20 protein-coding genes are annotated in these 20,903 nt (G+C 35.4%); 11 read left to right on the top strand and 9 right to left on the bottom strand.

Translation table 11 applies throughout. From position 1 onward, the window contains the following. Positions 1 to 328 precede the first annotated feature (328 nt). The 5 genes from C6H17_RS02555 to C6H17_RS02535 all read right to left on the bottom strand — a co-directional run bounded on the left by C6H17_RS02555 (position 329) and on the right by C6H17_RS02535 (position 4,658). A complete protein-coding gene (locus C6H17_RS02555; protein ID WP_005219775.1) occupies positions 329 to 1,210 on the bottom strand; it encodes a DUF268 domain-containing protein in 882 nt (293 codons plus the stop codon). Between the two features lie 300 nt (positions 1,211 to 1,510). Beyond that, on the bottom strand, positions 1,511 to 2,410 hold the full coding sequence (gene lpxC, locus C6H17_RS02550; protein WP_004086909.1) for a UDP-3-O-acyl-N-acetylglucosamine deacetylase: 900 nt from the start codon (positions 2,408 to 2,410) through the stop codon (positions 1,511 to 1,513). Positions 2,411 to 2,420: 10 nt separating this feature from the next. Continuing rightward, positions 2,421 to 3,230 carry a hypothetical protein gene (locus C6H17_RS02545; RefSeq protein ID WP_223808383.1) on the bottom strand — a complete coding sequence of 270 codons (810 nt, stop codon included), beginning with the start codon at positions 3,228 to 3,230 and terminating at the stop codon, positions 2,421 to 2,423. An 8-nt stretch (positions 3,231 to 3,238) separates the two neighbouring features. After that, positions 3,239 to 4,159: an ACP S-malonyltransferase gene (fabD, locus tag C6H17_RS02540; protein WP_020995963.1), complete on the bottom strand. Its 921-nt coding sequence runs from the start codon at positions 4,157 to 4,159 to the stop codon at positions 3,239 to 3,241. Between the two features lie 214 nt (positions 4,160 to 4,373). Then, the gene (locus C6H17_RS02535) at positions 4,374 to 4,658 is read right to left on the bottom strand and encodes a hypothetical protein (protein WP_005219772.1); all 285 of its coding nucleotides are present in this window, start codon (positions 4,656 to 4,658) and stop codon (positions 4,374 to 4,376) included. A gap of 88 nt (positions 4,659 to 4,746) precedes the next feature. On the opposite strand from C6H17_RS02535, the gene C6H17_RS02530 reads away from it, so the two are divergent. Further along, on the top strand, positions 4,747 to 5,307 hold the full coding sequence (locus C6H17_RS02530) for a hypothetical protein (RefSeq protein WP_005219771.1): 561 nt from the start codon (positions 4,747 to 4,749) through the stop codon (positions 5,305 to 5,307). 178 nt (positions 5,308 to 5,485) lie between these two features. Here the strand turns inward: C6H17_RS02530 and C6H17_RS02525 are convergent, their stop codons facing one another. From C6H17_RS02525 to C6H17_RS02515, 3 genes are read right to left on the bottom strand one after another with little or no spacing between them, the layout of a single operon-like run. Further along, the gene (locus tag C6H17_RS02525) at positions 5,486 to 6,742 is read right to left on the bottom strand and encodes a cytochrome-c peroxidase (RefSeq protein WP_005219770.1); all 1,257 of its coding nucleotides are present in this window, start codon (positions 6,740 to 6,742) and stop codon (positions 5,486 to 5,488) included. A 17-nt stretch (positions 6,743 to 6,759) separates the two neighbouring features. Then, entirely contained in the window at positions 6,760 to 7,896 is a 1,137-nt protein-coding gene (gene thiE, locus C6H17_RS02520; protein WP_005219769.1) for a thiamine phosphate synthase, read from the bottom strand. A gap of 32 nt (positions 7,897 to 7,928) precedes the next feature. Then, complete coding sequence (locus tag C6H17_RS02515) at positions 7,929 to 9,458, bottom strand: anthranilate synthase component I family protein (protein ID WP_020995962.1); 1,530 nt, start codon at positions 9,456 to 9,458, stop codon at positions 7,929 to 7,931. Positions 9,459 to 9,744: 286 nt separating this feature from the next. Here C6H17_RS02515 and C6H17_RS02510 point away from each other — a divergent pair, with 286 nt between their 5' ends. The 10 genes from C6H17_RS02510 (at position 9,745) to C6H17_RS02465 (ending at position 18,739) form a co-directional block, all read left to right on the top strand. After that, complete coding sequence (locus C6H17_RS02510; RefSeq protein ID WP_004086901.1) at positions 9,745 to 9,951, top strand: DUF362 domain-containing protein; 207 nt, start codon at positions 9,745 to 9,747, stop codon at positions 9,949 to 9,951. A gap of 21 nt (positions 9,952 to 9,972) precedes the next feature. Beyond that, positions 9,973 to 11,466, top strand: a complete 1,494-nt coding sequence (locus C6H17_RS02505) for a Ppx/GppA phosphatase family protein (RefSeq protein WP_005219767.1) — start codon at positions 9,973 to 9,975, stop codon at positions 11,464 to 11,466. A 94-nt stretch (positions 11,467 to 11,560) separates the two neighbouring features. Further along, the gene (locus C6H17_RS02500; protein ID WP_004086899.1) at positions 11,561 to 12,106 is read left to right on the top strand and encodes a DUF507 family protein; all 546 of its coding nucleotides are present in this window, start codon (positions 11,561 to 11,563) and stop codon (positions 12,104 to 12,106) included. 3 nt (positions 12,107 to 12,109) lie between these two features. Next, positions 12,110 to 13,255, top strand: a complete 1,146-nt coding sequence (carA, locus tag C6H17_RS02495) for a glutamine-hydrolyzing carbamoyl-phosphate synthase small subunit (RefSeq protein ID WP_005219766.1) — start codon at positions 12,110 to 12,112, stop codon at positions 13,253 to 13,255. Between the two features lie 181 nt (positions 13,256 to 13,436). Beyond that, entirely contained in the window at positions 13,437 to 14,273 is an 837-nt protein-coding gene (locus C6H17_RS02490) for an aminotransferase class IV (RefSeq protein ID WP_233714081.1), read from the top strand. 83 nt (positions 14,274 to 14,356) lie between these two features. Continuing rightward, on the top strand, positions 14,357 to 15,022 hold the full coding sequence (gene plsY / locus C6H17_RS02485; RefSeq protein ID WP_004086896.1) for a glycerol-3-phosphate 1-O-acyltransferase PlsY: 666 nt from the start codon (positions 14,357 to 14,359) through the stop codon (positions 15,020 to 15,022). A 92-nt stretch (positions 15,023 to 15,114) separates the two neighbouring features. Continuing rightward, positions 15,115 to 16,305, top strand: coding sequence for an MFS transporter (locus C6H17_RS02480; protein ID WP_004086893.1), 1,191 nt, complete (start codon positions 15,115 to 15,117; stop codon positions 16,303 to 16,305). A gap of 98 nt (positions 16,306 to 16,403) precedes the next feature. Beyond that, positions 16,404 to 16,691, top strand: coding sequence for a sel1 repeat family protein (locus C6H17_RS02475; RefSeq protein ID WP_005219764.1), 288 nt, complete (start codon positions 16,404 to 16,406; stop codon positions 16,689 to 16,691). A 228-nt stretch (positions 16,692 to 16,919) separates the two neighbouring features. Then, positions 16,920 to 18,251 (top strand): 3-phosphoshikimate 1-carboxyvinyltransferase, encoded by a 1,332-nt coding sequence (gene aroA / locus C6H17_RS02470; protein ID WP_005219763.1) that lies wholly within the window; start codon positions 16,920 to 16,922, stop codon positions 18,249 to 18,251. 8 nt (positions 18,252 to 18,259) lie between these two features. Beyond that, a complete protein-coding gene (locus C6H17_RS02465) occupies positions 18,260 to 18,739 on the top strand; it encodes a hypothetical protein (protein WP_223808382.1) in 480 nt (159 codons plus the stop codon). A 212-nt stretch (positions 18,740 to 18,951) separates the two neighbouring features. Here C6H17_RS02465 and traF read toward each other — a convergent pair whose 3' ends face one another. Further along, positions 18,952 to 20,667 carry a conjugal transfer protein TraF gene (gene traF / locus C6H17_RS02460; protein WP_020995961.1) on the bottom strand — a complete coding sequence of 572 codons (1,716 nt, stop codon included), beginning with the start codon at positions 20,665 to 20,667 and terminating at the stop codon, positions 18,952 to 18,954. Positions 20,668 to 20,903 lie beyond the last annotated feature (236 nt).

The following is a 20,903-nucleotide window of genomic DNA, read 5'->3' as shown; positions in this document are numbered from 1 at the left end:
AAATTCAAAAAAATGCAACTTAATTAACAATGAAAAAAACTAAAAGTAAGATATTGTTACTTTTATACCCATGAAATTTATAATGAAAAGCACAAAAATGTATCAAATATTCCAAAATTACTTATGCTTGAGATCTAAAATGTGTTAAAGTCCTGTTTGGTGCGTCAGCATGATTGTTCATTTGCAACATAATGTATAAAATATTAAAGTGTCATAAATTACAGCATAAACAAAATGCATGGTGTTTAGGCACAACACTAAAGAGTATATGCGCCTATATGTATTTTGTTTATTTTTGTTTCTTACATTCAAATTTTTCAACAACTTCTTATAGTTTTTGAAATATCATCAGTGCTGTTGCAGAATCTTGATTACATAAAAAATGGAGATTGGAATCATTTGTAATAGTCTTACCATCTTTCTGATATATGCAGGGGTAAGTATCTAAATCATGCCCTTTAAGGAAATGCAACTCGTTGAGAGACATTTCTTTAAGCGTATCACAAATTGTATTTAGTCTAAAGATTCTACCTGCATTAAAACGCAATTTATCTTGTTTGCCAATCTGTGCAGCTAGATAAAATCTACCACCATTCTTTAGCACTCTTTGAACTGATAATAATGCAAGCCGCCACGCATCTGGATTAATAGGTTCTCCATACATGCCAAGCCCAAAGCCATCAAGTGCACCCATGATTGAAAAAGATTCAATACTATTATCTTCTATGCCATGCAGTGTTGTTATGTCGGATTGAAGGCAACTTACCCCCCCCCCCCATATATCTTTAAATAGCGAAGTATTGAATCTATCTGTTAAATCTCGAATATCAATAAGCACAATATTTATTCCCATAGGTATAAGCAGTGTGGTGAAACCACAAAAGCTTGACCCACAATCATAATGGCTTGAAGGCTTATGTTTATATACTTGCTTTGCTCCCCACAAATCCCTCACATAAGTTGGAATATAGCTGATCCCATGTTCTGTATTAATGTATTTAAGATCGCGAACAATATATTCATTTTTAGAATCTATGACGAATCTTCCATCAGTATTTAACGCATTATAACGCTCCCTATCTTGCTGTATATCTTTCTTACTTGCCCAGGGCACTCGCCAATCATAAAAATCATAAGGCGACACTGCCCCAACTTTTCGCGCTATCTTTCTCACTGCTCTTCGTATTTGTTTTACCAACCACCATGGCATAATAATCCTTTGTTTTTTAATAAATAAAAATGCTAATTATAGCACAAAAATGATTTTGTAACTAGTCTTGCTCTCAACTTATAAAATACATAATTTCACGCAAAAGAAACCTAATAAAGCAACACATTATATCCACCACGCCCTGAATCATTATTTCTATCAGCAACAAAAAACAAATTTAGATCACAACAATATATTCCATGCAAAAAGATAGAACCAAACAAATATCACCTAAAATGCAAGAAACACAAATCAGTAAAACACAGATTACAAAATGAGATTCTATACTTTACTTAGAATCTAAGCCTTTACTTTTGCGGGGACATAGGCTTTTTGTGTGTCTTTTACCTTGTCTTGTAAATCTACAATGCTATACGCATGGGCTGCGCTTAAAAGCTTTTTTGTTAAAAAGTGATTGAGCTTATGGCTACCTGCAAAAGAGATATATCCGCCAATTACTGGCATACCAAGCAAGGACATATCACCGATTGCATCAAGAATCTTATGCCTTACAAACTCATCTTTATATCGCAGTCCTTCAGCATTCATAATGCCTTTTTCATCAAGCACAATGCAATTATCAAAGCTACCGCCAAGCCCTAATCCCATAGCCCTAAGCTGATTTACTTCCTGTAAAAACCCAAAAGTCCTAGCCCTTGCTATCTCTTCTTTATATTTTTGTGTGCTAAACTCAAACTTATAGCTTTGCTCTCTTATGGCTTGATGTGGGAATTTAATCGTAAAATCAAAGGTTATAGAATCACTTGGCATAAGTCGCACAAATTTACCGCCCTCTTCTACCTCAACGACTTCTTTAATCTCAATAGCCTTTTTTGGCTTATCTAGCTCTTGTATCCCTGCTTCTTCCAATAACATACAGAATCCTATGCTAGACCCGTCCATAATAGGCACTTCCTCATTATCAAGGATAATGCGTATATTATCAATACCATAGGCATGTATGCTGGAGAGTAAATGCTCGATTGTAGAGACTTTTGCCCCGTTTCTACCAATCACAGTTGCCATAGTCGTATCAATCACATTTTCTATCTTAAGCGGTATGCTAACCCCCATATCACTACGATAAAAGACAATGCCACTATCACTTGGCAATGGCTCTAATATCATCTTCACTGGCACACCTTTATGCAGTCCAATGCCTACAAGCTCCACTTTTTTTGCTATCGTTCTTTGTTTCATATTTATCCTTTTATAGAAGCTCACATAGAGAGATTTCGCCATTTTCTATGGTAAGCATTTTTAGCTTTTTGCTACTTTTTAGCCGCTCAAGCATTTTCCCTTCCACAATGACATTTTGCAAAGAGATTCTACCCATATCAAACTCTCCAATGATAATATAATCGCCAAAACACTCTAATATTCCATGACATTTACCATAAATATGTAAATTTCCACTGCTTTTTATCAAAGCACCCTCATGTATATCTTTAATAAAAGCAGCATGAGATTCTAAAATAATCTCTTCGCCACTGCGGATAGTGCGTTTAAAGGTTACCATAGGCATGGATTCTATATCACTTATCAAGCCATTTCGTGCTTGTTTTATAGAATCTTTTATAGGTGTAGAATCTAGTTTAGAATCTTTAGAATCGCTATCTTGTAGAGTGTTACCAATAGAAACATATTCTATACTTTTTTGATTAATATTCTCATCATTACTATCCATAACAACTCTTGCTAAGTCATTAGAATCTAGAGTGATTTTAATCTTTTTTACCGCAGTATTTTGCTTGTCATCATGTGAAATAGTGCTTTGGTCTTGTATAGGGGCTTCTGTGATAAGCTGTTTTACTTTGCCTGATTGCAGTATCTTTTTATTCTCAACCTTAAAGGGCATAGCCCCTAAATCACATAGAAAATCGCGTATTTCTGGCGTAATATCATCATGAAATGCAAGTAATCTATCTCGCATAAAATCCGCATTATACTGAATATAGGCAAGAATCTCATCAAATGAGCCTTTCTCAAATTCAAACACACAAAGATGTCTCTGTCGCATTTTTACCATTATAATGACCCAAGCCCTTGTATTGACTGCACTGAATTTATACTGATTGTAGGTATATCGCTGATTTTATTATTTAATCCCGCTAATACGCTTCCATTGCCAAACTCTATAAATTTTGTTATTCCAAGCTCTTTTGCCTTGCTTACACATTGATGATATAGCACAGGTTTTATAAGCTGCTGTGTGAGATTTTGCAAGGTTTCTTCTTTTGTTTTGTATAAAGAGAGATTGGCATTTGAGATAATCTCTATATTGCTATCATTAATGCTTGTTTCTAAAAGTGCCTTAAAAGGCGGTATAGAATCTTGTAATAAAGGACAATGACTTGCTACACTCATTTTTAATAATAATGTGCGTTTCGCCCCTGCCTCTTTCAAAGTGTCGCTTACAGATTCTAAGTCCTCTTTAATCCCTGCTAATACGACTTGCCCCTCCATGTTATAGTTTGCTGCCCAGACTTGTTTGCCCTCTTTTTGTGCTTTTATGCAGATATCTTCTAATACATTTGTAGCAAGTCCCAAGCAGACCATCATACCAACATTCTTATTTTTACAGGCTTCTGCCATAAACTGCCCTCTTTTATGTGTCAAATATATAGAATCTCCAAAGTTTGCCCCACCATTGAGACAATACGCACTTACTTCGCCTAATGAATGCCCAAAAGCAATCTCTGCCTTTATGCCATACTCTTTTTCTACAATTTTATGAGCCATAGCACTGACTAGAAAGATGGCTGGTTGTGTGTATTGTGTCTCATTTAGCTTTTCTTCATCTTCATAAAGTATCTTTGCCATGTCTTGCTTTAAACTATCACTTGCCTCTTCTAAAAGCATCTTTGCAATAGAAAAATTTTCAACAAAGTCTCTACCCATGCCCTTAGTTTGTGAGCCTTGCCCGGGATAAATAAAGGCGTATTTCATTCTCTTTCCTTTCATTTTCAACTTAAAATCTACATGCTTAATAGCGAAAAATCCAAAACATTAAGTATAACATTATTTTGCAAAGTTACATAATAAAGCTATGTTTTATTATCTCTATGACAACCCTTATTTCATATCTATTTAACTTTTATATGTGCTAACTCTATTTTTATAGATATTGCATAATATCGCCCTGCCCTATTTCTACTAGATTCTATAATGTGAGTAAAAATGCTTCTAGCTTTTCTTTATTTTGGTCTTTTGATAAAGTTTTACTTTGCAAAATGGAATCTAAATCTTTATTTTGCAAATTTAAGCCTAATAAATCTAATAAGATTCTTTTAAACTCATCGTTAGATTCTATCTTTAAAACTTCATATTGTTTTTGTGTCTCTCCAAAGGCAAGTATAAATAATGAATAATACTCTCTTAATCTAGCAATAGAATCTTGTATGGTATTAAGCTTGCGTGCTATTTCAATAGGATTTGTAAGCAGCATATATTGTTGTTTTTTTTGTTAAAATACCACTTTTACAAGAATCTAATGAGATTCTTAGTCTTATAAGAATTTTTACAAAAGGGACATTATGTTTGACTTCACGCTAGATTATAAAGAACAGCAATTTTTTGGTTTCCAGCGATTTTGCTTATTTGTGGGTGTTGGGCTTATTATACTTTTTTCTTTTTTTTGGAGAGTTTATAATATCCCAAATATCCCTACTTGGCTTGCACCTTTTGGAATTGCAGGAGGAGTTATGCTTCTTTCACAAAAAGGGCGATTTGCTAAAGTAGGAATACTTATGAGCTATGCGTGGCTTATGGCGTGTTTTATCTACTCTTTACTCTTTTTTAGCTCACTTATTGAAGTAAAAGACATAGAGATTACATCTTTCCTTGCAGCAATAGAAACTTTTCTCTATACGCAAGGCTTCATCACGCTAGAAGATATGAATGAGCTAGGGCTTACTTCACTTCAATCCTACATACACAATGTCTTTTTATCCGCTCATATCGGTGGGTTAATCTACTCTGCCCTTGGGCTTATGCTTACAATTTTACGCTTTACACAAAAGATTTTACCCCTGCTTTTTGTGGGCTTTAGTTTAAGCTTACCGCTTGTGTGCTTTATAGCTACTTTTTTTGCGTGAAGTGGGAATCTAGCTTGTATGCGTTGTGGCAAGGAGTGATTTTGCAAAGTTACATAATAAAGCTATGTTTTACTCTCTCTATGACAACCCCTATTTCATATCCATTTAACTTCTATTTATACTAACTCTATTTTTATAGACATTACGCAATATCGCCCTGCCCTATTTCTACTAGATTCTATAATGTGAGTAAAAATGCTTCTAGGGCTTCTAGCTCTTCTTTATTCAGGTTTAGCGGCTGCATAAGCTTTGAAGTCTTTGGGGTTAATGCAATATTTTGTGTTTTTGTATGTGTGGGGAATCCGGCGTTATACATATTGATGACACCCCTTAATGTAGGAAATATGCCATTGTGCATATAAGGCGCACTTTTTGATACTGCTATGAGTGAGGGCGTTTTAAACGCACCTAAATCTTTTTCATCTTTGCTTATCTCATATCGTCCTAAATCCTCTAGCTTTCTACCATAAAAGCTTAAGCCAATATTATGAAATTCTCCATCGCTTAATGCCACTCCATAATGGCAATTCATACACCGCCCTTTTGTGCGAAAAATATGTAGCCCATAGATTTCTTTATCACTCAAAGCTTTATAATCGCCATTTAAAAAGCGATTAAAACGCGTATTTTTAGGCACAAGACTTCGCTCATAAGTCGCAATGGCTTTTGCTATATTCTCTTTTGTGATAAGTTTTTTGGCTAATGTGATTTGCTCTTTTGATAGAGTTTTGCTTTGAAGAAGAGAATCTAAATCTTTATTTTGTAAATCTAGGCTTAATAAATCTAATAAGACTTTTTTAAACTCTTCTTTAGATTCTATCCCTAAAACTTCATATTGTTTTTGTGTCTCTCCAAATGCAAGGATAAATAAGGGGTAATACTCTCTTAATCTGGCAATAGAATCTTGCATGGCATTAAGCTCATGTGCCATTTCAATAGGATTTGTAATCGGCATAAGGGCTTGAGATTCTAAACCTTTAGCCCTTCCGTCCCAAAATAACTCATCAAAAAAGCCACTCATCATAATATTTGGTGCATTGCGTTTTCCCCTTTGTCTATCATGTCCAAAGCTAGTTTTTATAGAATCTCCAAAGGCTAACTCTGGATTATGACAACTCGCACAAGCTATCTGTCCTGATTTTGAGAGTTTTGGCTCAAAAAAGAGTTTTTTACCAAGTAGCATTTTTGCTTCTGTGTAGGGATTTTCTTTTGTATCTTTTGCTATTTTTGGCAGGGCTTGCATTTCTTTATAAGAGATTCCATCATCAATATGTGGTTTTTCCCATTCACTTACTGGTTTGCTATATTTTGCCCTATATTCATTATATTGATCGCCCTCTTTTGTATGTGCATATACGACGCCCTGTAATGAAGTAATGCTAACGAGCATATACGCACACAAAAAGCCTGTAATAATATATGTAACTTTTTTCAATTTTCATTCCTTTTAGATTATTTAGTCTGCCATGCGGCTATAAGATTCTTTGCATTAGCAGTTATGTAGTTATAATCGCTATCTTTTAGATCTTCTGCCTTAAATGGTGCAAGATTTTTAGAATCTTGATTTTTAACCGCTTGGGTGGGTGCAGGGTTTAGGGGTGCATTTTGACTAGAATTTTGATTCTCTAAATTTGCGCCCTTGTCTATACAATTTGAAAGATTAAGCGAATTGTGATGGATAGTCATATCACTTAAATAACTCATATCTTCTAATTCGCTTAAAGCCTCTAAAGCCATAGAGCAACTGCTAGAATTTGTGGTTTTGTTTGCGTGGTTTGTTGTTATAGATTCCAGAATCTTGTCATATTGAGCCTTTGAAAAAGGTGAAATATCTTTATGTGAAGTCGTTATAGAATCTAGAATTTGTTTGTCATTTTGAGTCATAGGCGAAAAATCTTTTTTAGATTCCATGCTAGATACTTCGCCTAAAGGCTCAGTATGACAAGTGGTTATTTTAGTATCTAGTTTATCCGCCAAATTTGGGTAGGCTGCGGGGTTTGGGGCGTAATTTTTAGAATCTATATTCCACAAACTAGAAATCACAGCAATCATATCACATTCTTTTAGTAAAGATACATTATCTACACAAATGCCACCTATGCCACATATTGGAATCTTTAGTTTATGTTTAGCTTCTACTATAACGCTTAAAGGACAAGGCTTAGCGTCCCTTTTTGTAGGTGAGGGAAAGAGAGACCCAAAAGCTACATAATCGACTTTAGCACTCTCATAGCGTTGTGCTAACTCTATGCTATCATAGCAACTCACCCCTATAATACCCTTAAAAGATTCTCTAATATCCAAAAGCTGTGATACTTCATCTTTGCCTAAATGCAGCCCACTTACCCCAAGCTTTATAGCAAGCTCATATCTATCATTTAACACAAAAAGCACATTATTTTCATTACATAAGGCTTGTAATTCCCCCACAAGTCCTATAATCTCACTATCTTTAGAATCTTTATCTCTATATTGAAATATCTTTAAACCACCTTGTATTGCTTTTTGCAATTGTGCTATTAAAGTCTTTGTAGGCGTTAGCTTTGTATCACTGATACCATAAAGCCCTTTTAATCTCGTATTTTTCATATTTCACTCTCTTTGGATTCTAAACTTAGAATCTAATCTCTAGTAGGTTGTATCAAAATATCATAAAGGGCTTTCATTTTATTACATGTTTCAATATATTCATTTGTAGGGATAGAATCCATGACAATGCCTGCTCCAGCTTGTAAATAATAGATCCCATCTTGCAATACCGCAGAACGCAAAGTAATCGCAGAATCCAAATCACCATTTCTAGTAAAATACAAAATCGCACCAGAATAAATAGATCGTTTATGCGTCTCATATTGTGCGAGTTTTGTGATCGCTTCAATCTTTGGTGCTCCACTCACCGTTCCCGCAGGGAAACATGCCTTAAAACAATTATTATTATCCCGCCCTTCCATAATCTCACCACATATCTCTGATACAATATGCATAACGCTTGAGTATCGCTCAATAACTCTAAACGCATTAATCTTTACACTTCCTATCCTAGCATTTCGCCCAATATCATTTCGCCCTAAATCAACAAGCATTAAATGTTCTGCATTCTCTTTCTCATCTTCTAGCAATTCTTGCTCTAAGATTCTATCCTCTTGTGCGTTTGCCCCCCTTTTTCTAGTCCCAGCGATAGGTCGCAAAGTCTGTATATTATCCTTGCATTGCAGCATGACTTCAGGACTAGCCCCAATAACGCTAAATGTCCCAAAATCTAAATAATACATATATGGGCTTGGATTATTATGTCTTAATGTCTCATAGAAATACAGCGGATTCATATTGCTTTTAATGGCGATAGCTCGACTAAGCACACATTGTAAAAATGTGCCCTTATAAATCTCATCTTTAATCCTTGCTACATTCGCTTCATACCATTCTTTAGAATCTTCATACACAACGCTAGATTCTAAAACCTTATGCCCGTTTAAAAGCTCATTTGTCTGTGTATTTTGTAGTGATAGAATCTCTTGCTGCAATGATTCTAGCTTTGCCTTAGCCCCATTATCTAGTGAATTTATCACAATATACATAGAATCATAAAAATGATCAAATACAACGCATTCTTGCGGGAATACAAGCAGGGCTTCAGGTGCATCATATAGGCTTTCTTGCTGAAATACCACATTTTCACATTCACTAAAAAATTCATAGCCAACATAGCCTAGCCCACCAAGTGGCAAGGGCAGAGATTCTAAAATCTTTGGGATTTTAGGCAAAGCATTTCTAAACACCTTTGCAAGCTCTAAAAAATCAAAACTAGGCTTATCTTTTATGTGGTTATTTTGTATAGAAAGAATAGAATCTTTTAGCTGCATTAAAAAAGGGGGTAACTCTTCATATTCTGTAAGATTTGATAAAGAAAAGCTATTTGCCTCATTTTTTGGAGAATCTTTTATATAGGTTTCAAACGTATAGTCTTTATCTCTTTTTTGTAAGCCAAAATTTACATTACGAACAATTATAGAATATCGCCCCTTACCACTTTCAAGTGAAGCAGATTCTAATAAAAAATGTGCGTTAATGCCCTTATATACTGCAAGTGGTGTATGCATATTCGCATTCATATAAGTATAGGCAAACTGCGTATCTTCTTGCTTTATCATAAATCCCCTTTATTAACTACTTGTGTTTCTTTTTTGGAATCTAAACTCTATTTGGATTTTATACTAAAAATTTTACTGAACACAATATTTACTTTATAGAGATTCCAAACATTAAAAATCATAAATTATAGCAAAATATTATGAAGTGTTTAGCCCTATCCCCTATATAAAACACTCTAAAAATATCATCAAACAAAACTATCACATAGTTTTCTAGTTTAAGTTTTATTGTATAATACACAAAGTTTTTAACCAAAATCTTTAACACAAAATATTAGGAAATAAAATGTCTTCACTTGTTATTCTCAATCAATGTATTGCTTGTGATGCGTGTCGCGATGTATGTCCTACACAAGCCATTAGCATTGGAGAACCCATCTATATCATCGCACAAGACAAATGTATTCTTTGTGCGGGTTATGCAGAAAGCCCAAATTGCATAGAAGTCTGCCCTGTTGATGCGATTATTGATACAAAAGATATGGGGCATTAACCTTACTTATAAAGGATAACTATGGCAAAAATTACAACGATTATAGATATTGGCTCAAACTCGGCAAGAATGGCGATCTTTCAAAAAACAAGTCGCTATGGATTCCACCTTATCCATGAGTTAAAATCAAAAGTGCGTATTTCTGAAGGAAGTTATGAGCATGATTCTTATTTACAACCACAAGCGATGGCAAGGGCTTTAAACGCATTAAAAGAGTTTAAAAAAGTAAGTGATTCACTAAAGAGTAGAAAGCTTATATGCGTAGCGACTTCAGCCCTGCGAGATGCACCGAATAAAGCCGAGTTTATAGCACGAGTCAAAAAAGAATGTGGCATTGCTATAAAAGTTATAGACGGCACGAAAGAAGCCTATTATGGCGCATTAGCTTGTGCGAATCTATTGCATGAAAAAAGTGGTGTTACTATTGATATTGGCGGTGGTAGCACAGAGCTTGCCTGTATTGAAAATGGCGTGATACAAACGATGGTATCACTCAATCTAGGGAGTATCCGCTTAAAAGAGCTATTTTTTGATCACAATAACATGCAAGAAGCATATAAGTATGTAAGAAAGTATGTAAAAGAACATATAAAAGATATTAAAGCCTTTTGTGCGAGTTCATCTTTTATGAAAAATCTTAATGTATTTGGGATTGGCGGGAGTATTCGTGCGTATGCGAAATATGAAATGGATTTAGAATCTTATGCGTTTAATTTTCTGCATGGCTATGAGCTTTGTGTGGAGAATATCTTAGAGCATTTAGAGACCATTACACATGCAAGTAATGAGTGGCTTTTAGAGAGTGGCTTTGAAGAGGGGCGTATAGATTCTATACGACCAGGCTTACTTATTTTACAAGTGATTTTAGAGGAATTGAGTGCGAAAAAACTTATTATAAGTGGTGTTGGTGTGCGTGAGGGGGCGTTTTTAAACGATATGTTGCGTTATCATCATGGAAAGATTCCAAATAATATTAATCCAAGTGTAAGATCCCTGCAAGATATTTTTCTCACAAGCCTTGATGATTCTAAAACAATCAGCAAACACACAAAAACACTTTTTAATCTTTTAAAAGAGCCTTATGACTTAGAAGATTCTCACCTGCAAGCCTTGCAGGTTGCTAGCAAACTCTATAATATTGGTGCAAACTTTAACTTCTATCAAGCACATAAACATAGTGCCTATATTGCATTGCATTCCCTGCATTATGGCTTTGGACATAAAGAGCGTTATACAATCGCCACACTTTTAGAATCTTCGCACAAAAAGCGACCAAAAATCATCACACAAACACTTGAGAATCTTTTGCCAGAACACGATGCCCTGCAGATTCTAAGCTTTATTTTTGCTTTAAGTGTCGCCCTTGCCAAAGAGAAAAAGATAGCAATAGAATTTAGAGATTATACCCTTTCTATCGGCATACACGCCCTGCCACTGCAGCAAGCATTAAAAGAGATTGTATTGCCACGATTAGAAGAGTATCCGCGACTAGGTTTTATTGTCAATGAGATATGATTGTGAAATCTTATTGCCTTGATAAATTTATGTTATAATAAGCATTTTTATTTTAATAAAAACATAATGCAAATGGTTCTAAATAGGGGAAATCATGAAACTAAAACCACAACACGCACAATTCTTAGCAGAACGCATTATCCTTGAGTTAAGTCGCTCAAATCTAGTCCAAATTAATGCCGCTTTACCGAATCTAAACCGCCTTACCACAACACTCATAAAAGAAGATATGCAGCAAGAATACGCCATAGAATCTAAAGCAAGGGAATTGCTAGAAGCACACCAAGATACAATCGAAGAAGATGAAGTCAATGAAAAGCAGCTATTTGCAATGATAAAAAAGCAGCTTGCAAAAGAAAAGGGCTTTCTACTTTCATATAAAGAGCGTTACAGCCAATTAGCCCATGACATTCTAGACGCACTTTTTGAAGAAAGCTATATTGATTTCAATGTCCCAGAAAATGTTGTGAAAAACTTTGTTATAGAATCTATTGATTCATACTTTGATTTCCACGAGCATGCTTATGATAATGCAGTTGAAAAAATCAAAAATTATAAACGAAAGTTAATTCCGGGTAGTGAAGAGTATGAGTTAATTTTTGCAAAACTCTATGAAGAAGAACTCAATAAAAGGGCTTAAGCAATGAAACTACATGATATATGGCTCTATTTTGCGAATGGGCTTTTATTACAAGCAAAAGGCTTTGGCAAGGAAGGCACAGCTATTGGTGAAGCAGTCTTTAATACCTCTATGACAGGCTATCAAGAGATTATTAGTGATCCAAGCTATGCGGGGCAGTTTATTGTATTTTGTATGCCAGAGATTGGCATTGTCGGGTGTAATCCGCAGGATATGGAGAGTAGAAAGCCCTTTGCAAAAGGTGTGCTGATTAGAAACCTAAGTAGCATTAGCTCAAATTTTCGCTCTACGCAGGATTTGCAGTCATTTTTCATTGAGAATAATCTTATAGGGATTTGTAATGTCGATACGCGGGGCATTGTGAAAATGTTGCGTGATAATGGGGCTATGATGATGATCGCATCAAGTGAATTAAAAGATAGAGAATCTTTGCAGAAAGCCTTATTATCGGCTAAAAGGATAGAAGAAATAAATTATGTCGCAGAAGTTAGCACAGAAAAACCCTATATACATGATGAAAGCACTTTTGATTTTACTAACTTTTCATATCCAAAAATTGATATTAACGATAAGACAAAGAAAAAAATTATAGCCATCGATTATGGTATAAAGCGAAATATTCTAAATGAACTTAGCCAAGTAGGACTAATCGTAGAAGTTGTGCCGCATACCTTTGATGCAAAAACTTTAATAGAGAGATACAAGCAAAAAGAGATTAGTGGCATTTTTTTAAGTAATGGTCCGGGAGATCCTGTGTTATTGCAAGACCAGATTGAAAAGATCAAACTATTTATTAAAGAAAAGATTCCAATCTTTGGAATCTGTCTAGGACACCAGCTTTTAAGTAACGCACATGGATATACTACCTATAAGCTTAAGTTTGGACAGCATGGTGGCAACCACCCGGTGAAAAACATGCAGACAAACACACTTGAAATCACCGCACAAAATCACAACTACAATGTGCCAGAATCTATAATAGAAGTCGCTACTATCACGCATAGAAATCTTTTTGATAATACGATTGAAGGGGTCTATTATAAAGATTCACCAATCTTTTCAGTCCAGCACCACCCAGAATCAAGCCCGGGACCACGCGAAGCAAGTAAGCTTTTTGCTGAATTTAGGGATTTAGTGGATAGGGTGTAGATTTATTAGAATCCCGAGTGCTATTCATATTTTCTATGACTTTAAAAGATATGAGAGTTTCACAAGTCTTACACGCACACAAAAATATAAATCCATATCGCTTCTCTTTTAAACCTTTTTGAATAAGATTCTAAAAAATTATAGATCTCATCACTAGGAACAAAACATTATGGATTTTTCTTTGATTGAAACAATACTGCTACATAAAGATTCTGTATTTCTTTTGCATTCTCATTTATATAGGCTTTATAATAGTGCAAAAGCATTGGGCTTTAACTATACAGCCATAGAATCTGCTTTGAAACACTTAGATATAAATACACCGCATACCCATAAAGATTTAAATATATTAGAATCTTTAGAGATTTTAGCCAAATCTAGTTTGCCAAACAGAGACATACAATATCATATTATGAGATTAGAATCTTTTAGTTATTACACTCAATATAATAAAACAAACATGCTAGATTCTACACTTTATAACGATAATACAAATGCCACTCTGTGTTTATGGGATTCTATACATACGCTACAAAAGTTACTGCAAATAGGAAATAATGATTTTATCGCAAACGACTTCTCATTTTGCCGCCTACTCTTAACAAAAGAAGGGAATCTTACATATAGCATTCAAGCCTTACAACCCATAAACAATACTAAAGTAAGATTAGCCACACTTGATACTATAACGCCACTAAGCTATCATAAAACTACAAAAAGAGAGCATTTCAAAGACGCTACGATAAGCATTGCTAAAAATGAATGCTTTGATTATATCTACATAGATAAGGATAGCAAGATACTTGAAGGCTCAAGAAGTAATATTATAATTGCTAAAAATGGCAAATACTACACACCACCACAAAGTTTAGGAATCCTTGCTGGGACACTGCGTAATACTCTTATAAAATGTGGTATATGCACTGAAAAGATTCTATATAAAAAGGATTTATATGAAGCAAGTGAGATGTATTGTATCAATTCCATTCGGGGTATTATCCCTGTAAATCTTGCATAATTTACACGCCATTGACGCACAAAGCGATGAAATCTACAAAAATAGGCTATAATCCTTAGCTAGATTCTACATAAAGGCATTTTATGGATACAAATCCAAATATTTTATTATATATATGTGCGTATTTAATCGGTAGCATTCCTTTTGGTGCGTTGCTTGTAAAGATTTTTGCGAAACAAAATATTTTAGAGATAGGCTCAAAAAGCACAGGGGCTACAAATGTATATCGTGCTTTTGCTGCAATCTCTCCGCAAAAAGCAAAGTTTTTCTCATTGCTTACCTTATTGCTTGATGCGTTTAAGGGGCTGTTTGTCGTGCTCATCGCAAAGCTTATGGGTTTAAGCTTTGAGACACAATATGCCATTGCTATTCTTGCGATACTAGGGCATTGTTATAGTCCATTTTTGGGCTTTAATGGTGGAAAGGGTGTCGCCACTGCTATTGGTAGCGTTTTGCTTTTAATCCCAGTTGAGGGGGTTTGTGGGCTTATTGTATGGGGGATTGTTGGCAAGGTGTTTAAAATCTCTTCGCTTTCATCATTACTTGGGGTTTTAAGCGGTATTGTTTTAACCTTTGTTATACCAAATATATTTAGTCTGCCAGAATCTATTAATATCAACGCACAAATTGGCACACATGTCCCCGTTGTCTTAATTGGAATTATCATTATAAATACACATTGGGAGAATATCAAGCGTTTAGCATTAAAGCAAGAACAACAATTTACAGATAGCACTAAAACTGCATAGTATTATGCGATTTAACCATGCTAGATTCTAATAAAGGTATTACAAGTAGCAATTCTCAATATAGCTTAAAGATTTAAGGATTTGGAGTTTATATGCCAGAGATTCCACAAAATAGACTTGAACAGAAATTATACACCATTACACATCGTCCAACTTTTATGTTTGCTCTCTTTTCAAGCACATCTATGACGGTGCTAGGTGGGACTATCATTGCTACTTCAATACCTGCTATTGAGAATCACTTCGCACATATTCCACATATTGAGACACTTTCAAAACTTGTGCTGACTTTACCTGCTTTGTTTATCATGCTATTTTCGCCTTTAAGTGGGGTTTTAATTGATAAGTTTGGTCGTTTAAAGTTTCTTATTGCCTCTATGTTTTTATGGAGTGTGAGTGGTGTCATTGGTGCGTTTTGGGATAATATCTATTGGATTTTATTTACAAGGGCGCTTTTTGGCATTTCAACCGCATTTGTTATGACAGCTGCAAGTGCTTTAGTAGCAGATTATTATGTAGGGGAAGAGCGGCAAAAAGCTCTTGGATTGCAAGGCTTTGCTACTGCTTGTGGGAGTGCGTTATTTATGTCGCTTGGGGGGATTTTAGCCCATTTTGATTGGCATTATCCATTCTATGTGTATGGACTTGGAATCTTTTTAATGCTTTTTGTTGCTACCACACTTTTTGAGCCTCGCCCTCTTAAGAAAGTCGCACATGTAGAGACTTCTAGCAAGGAATTTAAAATTATATCTATACTGCCTTGCTATTTCTTTGGCTTTGTTATTATGATTGCTTACTACACTTCACCAACGCAGATTCCCTATCTCATCACACAGAATCTAGGACATAGTGAAATGCTTGTGGGATTCTGTATCTCTGCATCTGCCTTTGCGTATGGCACTTCATCGCTTTTTTATCCACGCATACGCAACTTTTTATCTGTTAAAGGGATTTATATCGTTGGATTCTTATGTATGGGGAGTGGATTTTTACTCATTTATGTATTGCATAATATTTATGCGGTGGTGCTGGGACTACTTTTAGTTGGCATTGGCGGCGGGGCAATCATTGTTAATAACTCTTCATTTCTGCTTTCAATAGTCCCAAAAGAACACATTGGTAAAGCCATTGGAATCTTGAGTGCTACGGCTTGTTTTGGGCAGTTTGTATCGCCATTTTTCTCACAGCCTATCGTGCAGCGTTATGGTATTATAGATTTATTTTTATATGTTGCATTATTGCTATATGCTATGTCAATGTTATCTCTTATAAAGCCAAAATAAAAAGATTCTATAAAATATTATGCAAAACTTGCAAAAAAAGTAAAAAATGTGAAATTTTACATTACAATTCATACTTATTTTATTGTAAAGGATTTGATATGCGTAAATTTATCTGCGTTATGGCAATGTTAGGATTTTGTGCTACTTCTATGTTTGCAGCAACTCTTGATGAAGCAAATAAGGCATATAATGATGGCGACTATGCAAAGGCTATAGAATCATATAAAAAGCTATGTGATGAAAAAGAAGCAAAAGCATGCACGGCTTTAGGCTATATGTATCGCAACGCAAAAGGTGTGAGTGAGAATACAACACTAGCCCAAGAGTATTACAAGAAAGCGTGTGATTTAGGTGATAAAGAATCTTGCACGAATGCAAACTGGTAATCTTTAATAATTTGATTATGTTGTAGTTTGTATAGAATCTTTCAAGCATTTTACACTAAGCCTACTCTCTAACTATAAATCCACACTAAGCCCTATTGCTTAGTGTTGTCTATTAGCTTATTATAAAGGCAAGATGGTTTATATAATGCGTTTAGAATCTATTGTCTCTATGCTAAGCTATACTACTATTTTCACTTATGTAAGTTATAGGTTTTATCAAGGAATATTATGGATCTAGAAATTTCGCCAATACAGCAAGAAATACGAGCAGACTTAGACATTTTAGCAAGTGATAAATCCCTATCCCATCGTGTTTGCATGTTTAGTCTCTTTGCAGATTCTACATGTAGAGTAAAGCACTTTTTACGCGCAGAAGATACGCAAAGAAGCCTTACTATCGCACAGAATCTAGGACTTAAGGCAAAATTTGAAAAAAATGGGGACCTGCTACTCACCCCACCAAAAAAGGGGCTACAAACCCCAAATGATATTTTATATTGTGGTAATTCTGGGACTTCTATGCGACTTTTCACAGGCTTATTAGCAGGGGCAAATCTCTATGCGGTGCTATGTGGAGACATATATTTACATGCTCGTCCAATGGGGAGAATCCTTAAGCCACTTCGCTCAATCGGGGCAAATATTACTTCACGCATAATTAAGACTAAAGATGGCGTAAAAGAAGTTGCCCCACTCTGTGTTATCCCAAGCAAAAACAAATTACAAGGATTCACATATCATTCACAAATCGCTTCAGCTCAAGTAAAAAGCGCATTGATACTAGCCGCATTACAAGGCAGTGAAAAATCAATCTTTAGTGAATGTGAGTTAAGTAGAGATCATACAGAAAATATGCTATATGCCCTGCAGAAAAATCCATATTTACAACAAAAAGATGATAAATTACATATCACACCCTTTGGTGCTTTTGATATGAAAAATAAGCTGCTAAAAGCCTTTGATATATCAATCCCAAATGATCCTTCATCAGCATTTTTCTTTGCTGTGCTTGCTTGTATTATGCCAGAGACTTCAATCACGCTAAGGCGTGTAATGATGAATAAAACACGCATTGAAGCATTTAAGATTCTAGAAAAAATGGGCGCAAAAATACGCTATGAAAATGAAAGAAATGATTTTGAAAAAATAGCAGATATTACAATCTCTAGCGCGGAACTAAAGGCAGTTGATATTACAGAAAATATCGCATGGTTAATTGATGAGATACCCGCCCTAAGCATTGCTTGTAGTGTTGCAAAAGGGACTTCAAGGATACGCAACGCCGCAGAATTACGCGTAAAAGAGAGTGATAGAATCTCTGTTGTCGCACAAGGCTTAAAAAGCTTTGGGATACAATGCGTAGAATATGATGATGGCTTTGATATTATAGGCGGCACACTTCAAAAAGGCGTGGTAGATTCTAAAGGTGATCATCGCATTGCTATGAGTTTTGCTATCGCTGCTTGTATGTGCGGCGGTAAGATATTAGATACTGAATGTATCCAAACTTCTTTTCCAAACTTTCTAGACTTACTCTCATACTTTGCTAAGATACAATAAGATACAACATGTCTAAAACATGCCCCATAAATCTTATGCCTTTAAGCCTAGATTCACTCAACAATGAAGTTATACTTGCCCAGACAGATACCACCATAGGACTATTATCAAAAGATTCTAGAATCATTAATCAAAAAAAGGGTGCAAATCTCAACAAACCGCTTTTAAAAGAGATAGCAAAGCTAGATTCTATCCCACACCGCACACCCACTTCTATGCGAAATATGATAAGAAGGGCTAAAAAAACTTCATTTATACTGCCAAATGGAAGTAGCTTTAGAATGATAAAGAATAACTTACATAATGACTTTTTACAAGGCTTTAAATGGCTTTATTCATCATCAGCAAACCCCACAAATGGTGATTTTTCCATGGAGTTTGCAGAGAGTGTAAGTGATATTATTGCGCTTGATAAACGCGGCATTTTTGCCACAAAAAGCAGCATGATTCTAAAAATAGGGCATAATAGGATAAAAAAGATTCGATAATGGAAGCGCTGCTATGAGTTGTGTTAGATAGCTTTTTGCTCTTATAAACCATAAAAATACAATAAATGGCAAAATTACACAAAAAGTTGATACAACCCAAACTCCGCACAAATGATTTGACACCACAAGCAACAATGAATACAAAAGCATTAGACTTTAACGGACAAATCATATAGAGAAATACAGGTTATATACTCATTAGCTCTTTATATTTACCAGCTAAAGCTGCCACCCACTCTTACATTAGCATATTTTGGCGCAGTAGTCCCAAAGTAATCAACCCATGTTGTGCCAACTTCTGCAGCGATATCAATAAGTCCTAAGATATTCACACCAGCAGTAAGTATAGCCCCAGTGTCTCTTCGTAAATCATAGGCGACACCACCTCTCACATCTACAAATCTATAATCAAGTTTAAAACCGCCACCTATCATTTGAGAATACAAACCATATTGACTATAAGTTAGCACTTCGTTTGGCAATACATCAGCGTCAAATGCAAGTGAGAATCTTTTGCCATTGTAGGCTATACCTGCCCTATATTGTGGTTTTATACTAATAGTTGGTGCAGTATCGAATCTGAAAGTTGGCGTATTGATATTTTTTGCTACAAAACCTACGCCAAACTGCCCAGAATCTCCTATATTGTAGCCATAATATGTGCCTAAATCTATCCCAAAAGTAGTGTTGTATTGTATGTTTGAAGCAAAGTTTGTATTAAACTGCAGGTTTGAGCCAAGAAACTGCTCATGATACAGACTCGCCCCAAGCATAAGCTTACCAGCTACGCCTATGCTTAACTCCGAATTGTCAAAGTTAAATCTATACGCATAGCCCACGGGTAATTCTGTGAGATTAAACACAGAGCTTACGACTTTATGCGCATCACCCTTTTCAACAGATTGTAGGATAGAAAATTTATTATAATCCTCCGCAGTAGCTTGCTTAAGTGTGTATCCACCGGATTTTACAACAAGCTCATAATATCCATCAGTTGGATCACCAAATATAAGCCGCATGCGACTCTTATCGCCAACAAGCGATACTCCAGCTTGTGTAGTATTAAATAGCCCTACTGCAAGGCTACCAAACTTCTCTTGCATGGTCTCACTAGAGAGTTGAAAGACTATACCGCTTTGACTGATTACATTCATGTTGTTATTTTTTAAGACTTCAAAAAGAGTGTCTAAATCTTTCATAGCAGCGTCTAATGCACCATTACTACCAGACTTAATAGTCATGCTTGTGATTTTGCCATTAGATACATCAAAGTCGCTCCAATCCACTGATCCAGCAAAGTCGTTAAACATATCTTTTTGCTCTTGAGTCATATTGGAATTATTTACAGAAGTTTGTAGATTCCCAATCAGTTGTGAATGATCTGTGCTACCTTGATGACTCTGCTCATAGCTGTTCCATAAGGATTCTAAATCACTTCCTGTAGCACCACTAGCCTTTAAAGCTTCTTCCAATGCGTCAGTTAAATTACTTGCAGCCCTTGCTCCACCATTTGCCGCAAACGGCATCGCACCTGCCATTAGTGCAGGCACAGCAGATCGAGTTGTCTTTGTGATAGCTTTACTACCGCCACCCATTTGACTGCCAAGACTTGTAAGAGATTCTACCATTTTGACAAAGTTTAGATTCGTAAGCTTATCTAGATTTGATTGCGATAAGCCGACACCTATGCTATAACCTATACGCATTTTAGAATCTGAAGCAAGCAATGCCGGATTATAATACAAAGCAAAAGGACTTTTCAAAGCTACTCCAGCCCCACCCATAGATGCAGAGACATTCCCCATTGTGCCAAACTCCATAGCCTCTACTACACTAAACGCACTTGCAAACAAAGCCCCACACAACACAGACTTTCTATATTTTCTAAATTTATCCACTCTATTTGCGCATATTATGGAATCTCGCATAATCTCCCCTTAAATCTATATGAAAAATAAAAGACATATTCTAGCAAAAAATCGGCAATAATTTGTATATGTATCGGAATCTTGCGGATATTGTGTATTTTTTATCAAAATATCATTTATAGACAAATAGCCCTATACCTTAACCACAACTGGTAATAATGTAACATTTTGTATAATTGCAAACTAAACCGCTTGTCATAATTTGATAATGCTATTTTGCTTATTTACATTTTAAT

It is taken from the genome of Helicobacter rappini, from assembly GCF_900198625.1.
GTDB lineage: Bacteria > Campylobacterota > Campylobacteria > Campylobacterales > Helicobacteraceae > Helicobacter_A > Helicobacter_A rappini.
Note: the sequence above shows the minus strand (reverse complement) of the source record. Positions and strands in the feature narration are given on the sequence as shown.

Bases quoted from the DNA above. Each gene is read 5' to 3' on its own strand.
- C6H17_RS02555 (WP_005219775.1), bottom strand. From the start codon at position 1,210: ATGCCATGGTGGTTGGTAAAACAAATACGAAGAGCAGTGAGAAAGATA.
- lpxC (WP_004086909.1), bottom strand. From the start codon at position 2,410: ATGAAACAAAGAACGATAGCAAAAAAAGTGGAGCTTGTAGGCATTGGA.
- C6H17_RS02545 (WP_223808383.1), bottom strand. From the start codon at position 3,230: ATGCGACAGAGACATCTTTGTGTGTTTGAATTTGAGAAAGGCTCATTT.
- fabD (WP_020995963.1), bottom strand. From the start codon at position 4,159: ATGAAATACGCCTTTATTTATCCCGGGCAAGGCTCACAAACTAAGGGC.
- C6H17_RS02535 (WP_005219772.1), bottom strand. From the start codon at position 4,658: ATGCTGCTTACAAATCCTATTGAAATAGCACGCAAGCTTAATACCATA.
- C6H17_RS02530 (WP_005219771.1), top strand. From the start codon at position 4,747: ATGTTTGACTTCACGCTAGATTATAAAGAACAGCAATTTTTTGGTTTC.
- thiE (WP_005219769.1), bottom strand. From the start codon at position 7,896: ATGAAAAATACGAGATTAAAAGGGCTTTATGGTATCAGTGATACAAAG.
- C6H17_RS02515 (WP_020995962.1), bottom strand. From the start codon at position 9,458: ATGATAAAGCAAGAAGATACGCAGTTTGCCTATACTTATATGAATGCG.
- C6H17_RS02510 (WP_004086901.1), top strand. From the start codon at position 9,745: ATGTCTTCACTTGTTATTCTCAATCAATGTATTGCTTGTGATGCGTGT.
- C6H17_RS02505 (WP_005219767.1), top strand. From the start codon at position 9,973: ATGGCAAAAATTACAACGATTATAGATATTGGCTCAAACTCGGCAAGA.
- C6H17_RS02500 (WP_004086899.1), top strand. From the start codon at position 11,561: ATGAAACTAAAACCACAACACGCACAATTCTTAGCAGAACGCATTATC.
- carA (WP_005219766.1), top strand. From the start codon at position 12,110: ATGAAACTACATGATATATGGCTCTATTTTGCGAATGGGCTTTTATTA.
- plsY (WP_004086896.1), top strand. From the start codon at position 14,357: ATGGATACAAATCCAAATATTTTATTATATATATGTGCGTATTTAATC.
- C6H17_RS02480 (WP_004086893.1), top strand. From the start codon at position 15,115: ATGCCAGAGATTCCACAAAATAGACTTGAACAGAAATTATACACCATT.
- C6H17_RS02475 (WP_005219764.1), top strand. From the start codon at position 16,404: ATGCGTAAATTTATCTGCGTTATGGCAATGTTAGGATTTTGTGCTACT.
- aroA (WP_005219763.1), top strand. From the start codon at position 16,920: ATGGATCTAGAAATTTCGCCAATACAGCAAGAAATACGAGCAGACTTA.
- C6H17_RS02465 (WP_223808382.1), top strand. From the start codon at position 18,260: ATGTCTAAAACATGCCCCATAAATCTTATGCCTTTAAGCCTAGATTCA.
- traF (WP_020995961.1), bottom strand. From the start codon at position 20,667: ATGCGAGATTCCATAATATGCGCAAATAGAGTGGATAAATTTAGAAAA.